Here is a 10,680-nt window from a genome sequence, read left to right as displayed (position 1 = left end):
CAAGGGATGCACCAAAACCAAGAACCAAAAACCAAAAACCAAAACCCCCTCACGAAGCCACAGGTTTCTTAGCCGCCAACAACCCCTTCAACGCCCCCAGCCGATCCTTCGGCGACATCGCCGGCATGGTGTCCTCCGGCGTCGGCCCGGCATCCTCTCCAAGCTTCATCTCAGCGATATAGCGTGACGGCTCGCACACCACCGTCTCCCGCGCCCGCTTGCGCTTCTTGCACCAGCTGATATGCAGGCTGCGCTGCGCCCGCGTGATCCCCACATACATCAACCGCCGTTCTTCTTCGATCTTCTCGTCGGTCAACTCATCGTCTTCGCGGCAGTGCGGCAAGATGCCCTCTTCCACGCCGACCAGGAACACGTGCGGATACTCCAGCCCCTTGCTCGCGTGCAGCGTGGACAGGCGCACCGCATCCGGGTCCTCTTCCTTGCCTTCGAGCATGCTGATCAGCGCGATGGTCTGCGTGAGTTCCAGCAGGTTTTTACCGGCGTCCATCAAGCCATCGGCATTGTCGAAACCGGCGGCCTCTTCGTCGTCATCCTTTTCGGGCTTGGTGCCCTTGCGCTTGAGCCAGTCCAGAAACTCCAGCACGTTGGTCCACTTGTTCTGGGCCTGGCGCTCGTCGTAGGTGTCGTACAGGTAGGCCTCGTAATGGATGCCTTCCATCATCTCGTCGAGCAGCGTGGCGGCGGGCTCCTTGGCGGCGCGGTCCGAGAGCCGCACGATGAATTCGCAGAACACGCGCAGCGGCTCGAGCTGGCGCGGCGCGAGTTGCGCTTCGATGCCGCCCATCATCGCCGCCTCGAACAGCGACACCTTGGCCTGCCCGGCAAACGAACCCAGCACTTCGAGCGTCGCATTGCCCACACCGCGCTTGGGCGTGGTGATGGCGCGAATGAAGGCGGGGTCGTCATCCGCGTTGGCAATCAGCCGCAGGTACGCGCACAGATCCTTGATCTCGGCCTTGTCGAAAAAGCTTTGCCCGCCCGAGAGCACGTACGGAATGCGCTCGCGGCGCAGGATCTGCTCGAACAGGCGCGCCTGGAAGTTGCCGCGATACAGGATCGCGTAATCCCGAAACTGCGCGCGGCGCTCGAACTTGTGGGCAGAGAGCTTGAAGACGACGCTTTCCGCTTCGTGCTCCTCGTCATTGGCGCTGGTCACGTTGATCGCGTCGCCCATGCCGTGCTCGCTCCACAGCGTCTTCTCGAACAGTTTCGGGTTCTGTGCGATGACCGCGTTGGCGGCATTCAGAATGCGCACCGTGGAGCGGTAGTTCTGCTCCAGCTTGATCACCTTCAGGTTCGGGAAATCCGTCTGCAGCAGCTTGAGGTTGTCGAGCGTGGCGCCACGCCAGCCGTAGATGGCCTGATCGTCGTCGCCCACGGCCGTAAAGGCCGGCGCACGCAGGTGCGAGCCGCCCGCCAGCAGCTTCAGCAGCTGATACTGGCAGGCGTTGGTGTCCTGGTATTCATCGACGAGGAAGTAGCGCAGACGGTTCTGCCACTTCAGGCGCACCTCTTCATTGCGCGCGAACAGCTCGGCGGGAATGCGGATCAGGTCGTCGAAGTCCACCGCCTGATACGCGTGCAGCGTCGCCACGTAGTTGCGATAGACGAGCGCCGCCTGGTGGTCATCGACGTTGTTGTTGGCGAGCGCCTCGGCAATCGCCGTGTCCGGATCGACGAGACCGTTCTTCCACAGCGAGATCGTGCTCTGCACGCGGCGGATCAACTGCTTGTCGGTGGTCGCCAGCTGCTCCTGGATCATGCCGAAACAATCGTCCGAATCCATGATCGAGAAACGTGGCTTGAGGCCGACATGCTCGGCTTCCGCCCGCAGGATCTGCACGCCCAGCGAGTGGAACGTACAGACCGTCAACTGCTTGATGGGAATGCGCTTGCCGTCTTCGCGCGTCTCGCCGTCCATCAGCTTGGCCACGCGCTCCTGCATTTCCTTGGCCGCCTTGTTGGTGAACGTCACCGCGGCGATGTGCTTGGGCTCGAAGCCCTTGTCGAGAATCAGGTGCGCGATCTTTTGCGTGATCACGCGCGTCTTGCCCGAGCCCGCCCCGGCCAGCACCAGGCATGGGCCGTCGAGGTAATGCACACCTTCGGATTGGGCAGCATTGAGCCCGTGGACGAGACCGGAAGACATGGGAACAGGCGGAAGAAAAAGCAGGCGGGAACGACAGCGGACGACGATGGTAGCACGGCGCCTTTGCATCGATTGAGCCGATGAAAAGCCGTTTGCCGGGGCGCCGTCGGAGGTGCCAATACCGCACCGCACGCGTTTGCGCCCCTCGCTTTGCTTCCGGCCGTTACACCGCTTACGCCCCGTTACACGATGACGGTCAGCCCGGAGCCAAAACGTGCCGTTATGGACAGGACAGCGGCTGAATCGGTCAGCCGCCCACCGGAGGAAGAAACCATGAACCGCATCGTCAAGATCCTGGCTGTAACCGCCGTCGCCCTGTCCGCCACCACCGGCGCCTTCGCCCAGACGCAATGGCAAAAGAACCACCCGCGCCGCGCCGAGGTCAACCACCGCCTCGCCAACCAGAACAAGCGCATCCACAACGAGGTGAAGGAAGGCGAAATCACCAGGGGCCAGGCGCGCCAGCTGCACAAGGAAGACCGCCAGATTCGCCAGGAAGAGCGCGACATGGCCTCGCAAAACGGTGGGCACATCACCAAGCAGGAACAGCGCACGCTGAACCAGCAGGAAAACCAGGTCAGTCGCCAAATCGGCAAGTAAGTCAAAGCGCGACTAGCCAACACCCGCACTCCGGCCACACGCTTTGGGTTGGCGGCCCCGCCAGCGCCCCGAGGGTGTGGCCGTTTTTGGCTGTGTGGCCGCCAAAATTCGCCATCGATTTGTCCTGATTGACAATCCCATCCCCCTTCCGTAAATTCCGCCCATCCATCCGGGAGAGCGTGCCGGCCATACACGGCAAGGCGCCGCCGAAGGGGTAGCACCCGAAAACTCTCAGGCATCCAGGACCGGGCGGATCGGCGGACATGCGTCCGACCGCACTCTGGAGAGCTGGCGCCGCACGACCACTGCGGGCGCCCACCGAAGGGGCTCACGAACGGCGCGCACCGCTATGCGCCCCGCTTCGCAATCTCTCAGGTACCAAGGACAGAGGGGCCATCTGCGCAGCTTGTTGATCTTCATGGCGTCACCATGAGGCATCAGGCTGCGCGGGTGGCCTTTTTGTTTTTCTGGTCCCGAATAACGCGCCGCGCCCGGCCACAGTGGCGGCGCCTCTGCCGAGAGATTCCATGACGCTCCAACACACGCCGCTCAATGCCATCCACCGCTCGCTGGGCGCCCGCATGGTCGACTTTGGCGGCTGGGACATGCCCGTCAACTACGGCTCCCAGATCGAAGAACATCACGCCGTGCGCCAGGACGCCGGCGTCTTCGACGTCTCGCACATGTGCGTGGTCGACCTCACCGGTGCGCGTGTGCGCGACTTCCTGCGAGGGCTGCTCGCCAACAACGTCGACAAGCTGCAGACCCCCGGCAAGGCGCTCTACAGTTGCATGCTGAACCCCAAGGGCGGAGTGATCGACGACCTGATCGTCTACTTCTTCCGCGAAGACTGGTTCCGCCTGGTCGTCAACGCCGGCACCGCACCGACGGACCTGGAATGGATCGTCGCGCAGAACGCGGCCGCCGGCACCGACGTGACCATCACGCCGCGCCGCTCCGACAACAACGCGGGCGCCGAGCCGCTGGGCATTCTGGCCGTGCAAGGCCCGAATGCGCGCGCCAAGACCTACGCCGCGCTGCCCGGCACGCAGGCCGTGGGCGAGGCGCTCAAGCCCTTCAACGCGGGCTTTGTCACCGTGGAAAACGTGGGCGAGATCATGGTGGCACGCACCGGCTACACCGGTGAGGACGGTTTCGAACTGGTCGTGCCGGCCGCGCAGATCGCAGGCGTGTGGGAACGCCTGCTGCAGGCCGGCGTGCGCCCGGCAGGCCTGGGCGCGCGCGACACGCTGCGCCTGGAGGCCGGCATGAACCTCTACGGCCAGGATATGGACGAGCACGTTTCGCCGCTCGACGCCGGCCTCGCTTGGACGGTCGACCTGCAAAGCGAACGCGACTTCACAGGCAAGGCCGCGCTGCAGGCTGGCGGCCAACGCGAACAGTTCGTCGGCCTGATCCTGCGCGACAAGGGCGGCGTGCTGCGCGCCCACCAGAAAGTCATCACCGCCGCCGGTGACGGCGAGATCACCAGCGGCACGTTCAGCCCGAGCCTGTCGCTCTCCATCGCACTGGCGCGCCTGCCCAAGGACGTGACCATTGGCACCGACGTACAGGTCGAAATTCGCGACCGCAAGTTGACCGCGACTGTGGTTAAACTGCCGTTCGTGCGCAATGGCAAGGCGCTGGTCAGCTGAACACCGAATCTGCATCCCCCAATACCCATTTTCCGGAGAACCTTTTCATGAGCAACGTCCCCGCCGATCTGAAGTACACCGAACACGACGAGTGGATCCGCGTTGAAGCCGACGGCACGCTGACCATCGGCATTACCGACTTCGCGCAGGAACAGCTCGGCGACATCGTCTTCCTGGAGCTGCCGGAAGCCGGCCGCGCCGTCTCCAAGGACGAAGCGATTGCCGTGGTGGAGTCGGTCAAGGCCGCTTCCGACATCTTCGCCCCGGTGGCCGGCGAGATCGTCGCCAACAACGCAGATGCCGCCGGCGCGCCGGAATCCGTGAACGCAGGCGCCTACGAGGCCTGGCTGTTCAAGATCAAGCCGACCAACGCCGACGACGTGAACGCCCTGATGTCGGCTGCTGATTACGAAGCCAAGATCGGCTAAGCCGGTCCTCCGGCCGGTGCGCGCGCCCTGACCTGCGCAGCGCATAGGCCATTGCTTGCATCGCCTGAATTTCGAGCCCTTGCCATGAACGCTCCGCACCCCGCTTCCTCGGCGCTTGCCGCCGAACGCCCGACGTTGGCTGACCTGGAGGCGCGCGACGCCTTCTCGCACCGCCACATCGGCCCGTCTGCCGACGAGCAGACCGCCATGCTGGCCACGCTGGGCTACCCCAGCCGCGCCGCGCTGATCGACGCCGTGATTCCGCCGGCCATCCGCCGCCAGGACGGCATGCCGCTGGGCGAATTCACGCAGCCGCTGACCGAAGAAGCGGCGCTGGCCAAGCTGCGCGGCATCGCCGGGCAGAACCGCGTGGTCAAGAGCCTGATCGGCCAGGGCTACTACGGCACGCATACGCCGGGCGTCATCCTGCGCAACATCCTCGAGAACCCCGCCTGGTACACGGCCTACACGCCGTATCAGCCGGAAATCTCGCAGGGCCGCCTGGAGGCGATGCTGAATTTCCAGCAGATGGTGATCGACCTGACGGCGATGGACATCGCCAATGCGTCGATGCTGGACGAAGCGACCGCCGCTGCAGAAGCCATGACGCTGCTGCAGCGCATCGGCAAGTCGAAGTCGACCGTGTTCTTCGTGGCCGACGACGTGCTGCCGCAAACGCTGGAAGTCGTGCGCACGCGCGCCGAGCCGATCGGCGTGCAAGTGGTGACCGGCCCGGCGGCCGACGCGGCCAAGCACGACGCGTTCGGCGTGCTGCTGCAATACCCGGGCGCCAACGGTGCGCTGCTGGGCGATCTGGCGACGTACCAGGCCCTGACCGATGCCGTGCACGCCGCCGGCGGTCTGGTCGTGGCCGCCGCCGATCTGCTGGCACTCACGCTGCTGGCCGCGCCGGGCGAATGGGGCGCCGACGTCGTGATCGGCAACACGCAGCGTTTTGGCGTGCCGTTCGGTTTCGGCGGCCCGCACGCCGGTTACATGGCCGTGCGCGATGCGTTCAAGCGCTCGATGCCCGGCCGACTGGTCGGCGTGACGATCGATGCGCAAGGCAACCCGGCCTACCGCCTCGCGCTGCAGACGCGCGAGCAGCACATCCGCCGCGAGAAGGCCACCTCGAACATCTGTACCGCGCAGGTGCTGCTGGGCGTGATGGCGTCGATGTACGCCGTCTACCACGGCCCGCAAGGTCTGAAGCGCATCGCCCAGCGCGTGCACCGCCTGACCGCCACGCTGGCCGCCGGCCTGCGCGCGATCGGCTACACGCTGGAAGCCGACGCCTTCTTCGACACGCTGACCGTCGCCACCGGCCCGCGCACCGCGAACCTGCACATCGCAGCACAGGCGCACGGTATCAACCTGCGCCAGATCGACGATGCGCGACTGGGCATCTCGCTGGACGAGACCGTCACGCGCGCCGATGTCGTGGCGCTGTGGGAAGTCTTCGCGCATGCCGCCCACGCCGCCGCACCGGACTTCGACCAGACCGAAGCGGGCGTCACCGATGCGTATCCGGCCTCGCTCATCCGCCAGAGCGCGTACCTGACGCACCCGGTGTTCAACGCGCACCATTCCGAGCACGAAATGCTGCGCTACCTGCGCAGCCTGGCCGACAAGGACCTCGCGCTCGACCGCACGATGATCCCGCTGGGCTCGTGCACCATGAAGCTCAATGCCACCGCAGAAATGCTGCCGGTGACGTGGCCCGAGTTCTCGAACATCCACCCGTTCGCGCCGGCCGACCAGACCGTCGGCTACCGCGAGATGATCGACCAGCTCGAGCAGATGCTGTGCGCCGCCACCGGCTACGCCGCCGTGAGCCTGCAGCCGAATGCCGGCTCGCAGGGCGAATACGCCGGTCTGCTGATCATTCACGCCTACCACGCCAGCCGTGGCGAAGCGCACCGCAATGTGTGCCTGATCCCGTCGTCGGCGCACGGCACGAACCCGGCATCGGCGCAGATGGCCGGCATGCAGGTCGTTGTCGTGGCGTGCGATGAGCGCGGCAACGTCGATCTGCCCGATCTGGAGAAGAAAGCCGCCGAGCACAGCAAGAACCTCGCGGCGATCATGATCACCTACCCGTCCACGCACGGCGTGTTCGAGGAAGGCGTGAAGCGCGTCTGCGAGATCGTGCACAGCCACGGCGGTCAGGTCTACGTGGACGGCGCGAACATGAACGCCATGGTCGGCACGGCCGCGCCGGGCCACTTCGGCGGCGACGTCTCGCACCTGAACCTGCACAAGACGTTCTGCATTCCGCATGGCGGCGGCGGCCCGGGCGTCGGTCCGGTGGCCGTGGGCGCGCACCTCGCGCCGTTCCTTCCGGGGCGCGCAGCTTCGGGGGAAGACGCGAGCCAGAACATCGGCAACGTGTCGGCCGCAGCCTTCGGCTCGGCGTCGATCCTGCCGATCTCGTGGATGTACATCGCGATGATGGGCGCGGCGGGCCTGACGGCCGCCACCGAGACGGCCATCCTGTCGGCCAACTACGTGGCCAAGCGTCTCGCGCCGTACTACCCGGTGCTCTACACGGGCGCGCACGGCCTGGTGGCGCACGAGTGCATTCTCGACATCCGCCCGCTGCAGAAGGAATCTGGCATCAGCAACGAAGACATCGCCAAGCGCCTGATGGACTTCGGCTTCCACGCGCCGACGATGAGCTTCCCGGTGCCGGGCACGCTGATGATCGAGCCGACCGAAAGCGAGCCCAAGGTGGAACTGGACCGCTTCATCGACGCGATGATCGCCATCCGTGGCGAAGTCGACAAGGTGATCTCGGGCGAATTCGACCGCGAAGACAATCCGCTCAAGCACGCACCGCACACCGCAGCCGTGGTGATGGCCGATGACTGGTCGCACAAGTACACGCGTGAGCAGGCCGCCTACCCGGTCGCATCGCTGCGCGCGCGCAAGTACTGGCCGCCGGTCGGCCGCGCCGACAACGTCTACGGCGACCGCAACCTGTTCTGCGCCTGCGTACCGATGAGCGAGTACGCGCAGGATTGATGCCCCTCGAAGTGAGATGAACGCGGCGGCGGGGCGGCATGCTCCGCCGCCGTGTCACATGTAACGTGGCGCAATCCCTGTAACCTGCTCTCACAACCGCTGTTTTCAGCGTGCCTCGCCGTTTATGGTGACGACAGTTCACCCGAGCGACGAGACCCTGCCATGCCGATGCTTCAACCTGCCCCGCTCTTCCGTCTGCTTGCGTGTGCTGCCGCTGTCGCGGTATGCGGCGCGTGCTCGCCGATACAGGCGGGGGCTGCGGCATCGGTATACGCCGGCGCGCACAACCCGACCGGGCCGGCTCGCGATTGGTGCAGCGTTTCGCCTGCGGTGTCCGGCGAACCTGCTGCAGGAAAGCTGATCGCCCGCGCTACTCAGCATCTCGAGCAGACACCGCACCCACTGCCCCGCCTGCATACCGAAGGCACGCTGCCGCACCAGGGCATCTACGACGAATCGGTAGCGGCCGCGCGTGACTTTCCGGTCATGCGCGACGCAGCAATGGCATGGCGCCTCACCGGCGACACGCGGTTCGCCGAGCAGGTCGACATCTTTCTGCACGCCTGGGTCGGCACGTATGTACCGAGCTTCAACCCGATCGACGAGACAAAGTTCGATGCGCTGATCCAGGCGTACACGCTGGCGCGCGACGGCTTGACGCCCGGCACACGCGCAGAGACGCAACGCTTCCTGCGCACGCTGGCCGAGGGCTATATCGCCCGCACCGAGTCGGCGCGCCAGCCGCTGTCCAACACGTGGGTAAATAATTGGCAGAGCCACCGCGTCAAGCTGATGGCATTGTCGGCCGCCGCGCTGGGCGATCAGGCGCTGGTCGCGCAGGTGCATCGCCTGTTCCTGCAACAGCTCGCCAATAACGTGCGTCCGGACGGGTCGGTAGAAGACTTTGAGGACCGCGACGCACTCCACTACGTCGTCTACGACCTCGAGCCGCTGACGATGGCCGCGATTGCCGTGCAGCCTTTCGGCCAGCAGTGGCTACATGAACGCGCAGCCAACGGCGCCACGCTCGCCGCCGCCGTGGATTGGCTCGTGCCGTATGCCGACGGCAGCCGTACGCACGAGGAATACGTCCGCTCGCACGTTGCCTTCGACAGGAAGCGAGCCGATGCGGGCCTGCCCGGCTTCTCCGGCATGTGGGAGCCGAAAAGCGCCGGAACACTGTATTGGCAGGCTGCGCGACTGGACCCGAAATACCGCACGCTGGCCGAACGGCTCGCCGCGAGCGCGCCCGACTGGCTGGCGCTGTGCGCAGCCCGTTGACTGGCGAGGCGTTGACCTGACAGCGCCGTACACAACAACCTGGCGCACGTGGCCACAAGCCGCTTGCCCCCTTTAACGCCCCCGGAGCCTTACCCCATGGCTGTTTCTGTTTTCGACCTCTTCAAGATCGGCATCGGCCCGTCCAGCTCGCACACCGTCGGGCCGATGCGCGCCGCGCTGATGTTCGCCTCGGGCCTCGAAGCCGATGGGCTGATGCCGCAAGTCGCCAGCGTGCGCGTGGAGCTGTACGGCTCGCTCGGCGCCACCGGCAAGGGCCACGGCACCGATCGCGGCGTCATCCTCGGCCTGATGGGCGAGGCGCCGGACACGATCGACCCAGACACCATCGACGCCAAGCTCGCGGCGCTGCGCGCCTCACAGTCGCTGTCGCTGCTGGGCCGTCACGCGGTGCGCTTTACCGAGAAGGAGCACATCGCCTTCTACCGCCGCGAGGCGATGGCCGAGCATCCGAACGGCATGAAGTTCCACGCCTTCGATGCAGCAAGCGAGCGCCTGCGCGAAGCGCGCTATCTGTCGGTCGGCGGCGGCTTTGTCGTCACCGCTGGCGCACCGAACACGCAGGTGCTGGCCGCACATGACCAATTGCCGCATCCGTTCCGCAGCGGCAAAGAACTGCTGGCGATGTGCGAATCGACGGGCAAATCCATCGCCCGGCTGATGCTCGAAAACGAACTGACATGGCGCAGCGAAGCCGAAGTGCGAGCCGGCCTGCTCAACATCTGGCACGTGATGCAGGCGTGCGTCGCGCGCGGCTGCCGCACGGAAGGTGAACTGCCGGGCCCCTTCCATGTGCGCCGCCGCGCGGCCGAGTTGTATTCGCGGCTCACGGTGCAGGCAGAACGCACGCTGTCCGACCCTCTGTCGGTGATCGACTGGGTGAACCTGTATGCGATTGCCGTGAACGAAGAGAACGCCGCAGGCGGGCGCGTCGTCACGGCGCCGACCAACGGCGCAGCCGGGATCATCCCGGCCGTGATGCATTACTACGACCGCTTCGTGCCCGGCGCGAAGGACAACGGCGTGGTGGACTTCCTGCTCACTGCTGGCGCGATCGGCATGCTTTACAAGATGAATGCGTCGATCTCGGGCGCGGAAGTGGGCTGCCAGGGCGAAGTCGGTGTGGCGTGTTCAATGGCGGCGGGCGCACTCGCTGCGGTGCTCGGCGGCTCGCCCGCGCAGGTGGAAAACGCTGCTGAGATTGGCATGGAGCACAACCTGGGGCTGACATGCGACCCGGTCGGCGGGCTGGTGCAGATTCCGTGTATTGAGCGCAATGCGATGGCGTCGGTGAAGGCGGTGAATGCGGCGCGCATGGCGTTGCGTGGGGACGGCACGCATTATGTTTCGCTGGACTCCGTGATCAAGACGATGCGCGAGACGGGGGCGGATATGAAGACGAAGTACAAGGAGACCGCCCGCGGGGGGTTGGCGGTGAATATTGTGGAGTGTTGATATTTGGTTTGGGTTTTGGTTTTTGCGTTGGTGGTCCGCCCCCCTTTCA

7 protein-coding genes and 2 riboswitches are annotated in these 10,680 nt (G+C 65.5%); of the genes, 6 read left to right on the top strand and 1 reads right to left on the bottom strand.

What is annotated here, in order from left to right:
• Positions 1-49 precede the first annotated feature (49 nt).
• A complete protein-coding gene (locus tag AAHM38_RS24810; RefSeq protein WP_015855914.1) occupies positions 50-2,170 on the bottom strand; it encodes a UvrD-helicase domain-containing protein in 2,121 nt (706 codons plus the stop codon).
• 273 nt (positions 2,171-2,443) lie between these two features.
• On the opposite strand from AAHM38_RS24810, the gene AAHM38_RS24805 reads away from it, so the two are divergent.
• From AAHM38_RS24805 to AAHM38_RS24780, 6 genes are all read left to right on the top strand, one after another.
• On the top strand, positions 2,444-2,770 hold the full coding sequence (locus tag AAHM38_RS24805) for a hypothetical protein (protein WP_015855915.1): 327 nt from the start codon (positions 2,444-2,446) through the stop codon (positions 2,768-2,770).
• A gap of 160 nt (positions 2,771-2,930) precedes the next feature.
• A riboswitch (glycine riboswitch) is annotated at positions 2,931-3,028 on the top strand.
• A gap of 12 nt (positions 3,029-3,040) precedes the next feature.
• Positions 3,041-3,168, top strand: a riboswitch (glycine riboswitch).
• Positions 3,169-3,297: 129 nt separating this feature from the next.
• Complete coding sequence (gcvT, locus tag AAHM38_RS24800; protein WP_015855916.1) at positions 3,298-4,425, top strand: glycine cleavage system aminomethyltransferase GcvT; 1,128 nt, start codon at positions 3,298-3,300, stop codon at positions 4,423-4,425.
• 47 nt (positions 4,426-4,472) lie between these two features.
• The gene (gene gcvH, locus AAHM38_RS24795) at positions 4,473-4,853 is read left to right on the top strand and encodes a glycine cleavage system protein GcvH (protein ID WP_015855917.1); all 381 of its coding nucleotides are present in this window, start codon (positions 4,473-4,475) and stop codon (positions 4,851-4,853) included.
• 84 nt (positions 4,854-4,937) lie between these two features.
• Positions 4,938-7,877: an aminomethyl-transferring glycine dehydrogenase gene (gene gcvP / locus AAHM38_RS24790; RefSeq protein ID WP_015855918.1), complete on the top strand. Its 2,940-nt coding sequence runs from the start codon at positions 4,938-4,940 to the stop codon at positions 7,875-7,877.
• 162 nt (positions 7,878-8,039) lie between these two features.
• Entirely contained in the window at positions 8,040-9,158 is a 1,119-nt protein-coding gene (locus tag AAHM38_RS24785; RefSeq protein ID WP_015855919.1) for an alginate lyase family protein, read from the top strand.
• A 96-nt stretch (positions 9,159-9,254) separates the two neighbouring features.
• Complete coding sequence (locus tag AAHM38_RS24780) at positions 9,255-10,631, top strand: L-serine ammonia-lyase (RefSeq protein ID WP_015855920.1); 1,377 nt, start codon at positions 9,255-9,257, stop codon at positions 10,629-10,631.
• Positions 10,632-10,680 lie beyond the last annotated feature (49 nt).

Origin of the sequence: Ralstonia sp. OTU4908, from assembly GCF_038440115.1 — a bacterium.
GTDB lineage: Bacteria > Pseudomonadota > Gammaproteobacteria > Burkholderiales > Burkholderiaceae > Ralstonia > Ralstonia pickettii.
Note: the sequence above shows the minus strand (reverse complement) of the source record. Positions and strands in the feature narration are given on the sequence as shown.

Bases quoted from the DNA above. Each gene is read 5' to 3' on its own strand.
- AAHM38_RS24805 (WP_015855915.1), top strand. From the start codon at position 2,444: ATGAACCGCATCGTCAAGATCCTGGCTGTAACCGCCGTCGCCCTGTCC.
- AAHM38_RS24780 (WP_015855920.1), top strand. From the start codon at position 9,255: ATGGCTGTTTCTGTTTTCGACCTCTTCAAGATCGGCATCGGCCCGTCC.
- gcvP (WP_015855918.1), top strand. From the start codon at position 4,938: ATGAACGCTCCGCACCCCGCTTCCTCGGCGCTTGCCGCCGAACGCCCG.
- AAHM38_RS24810 (WP_015855914.1), bottom strand. From the start codon at position 2,170: ATGTCTTCCGGTCTCGTCCACGGGCTCAATGCTGCCCAATCCGAAGGT.
- AAHM38_RS24785 (WP_015855919.1), top strand. From the start codon at position 8,040: ATGCCGATGCTTCAACCTGCCCCGCTCTTCCGTCTGCTTGCGTGTGCT.
- gcvH (WP_015855917.1), top strand. From the start codon at position 4,473: ATGAGCAACGTCCCCGCCGATCTGAAGTACACCGAACACGACGAGTGG.
- gcvT (WP_015855916.1), top strand. From the start codon at position 3,298: ATGACGCTCCAACACACGCCGCTCAATGCCATCCACCGCTCGCTGGGC.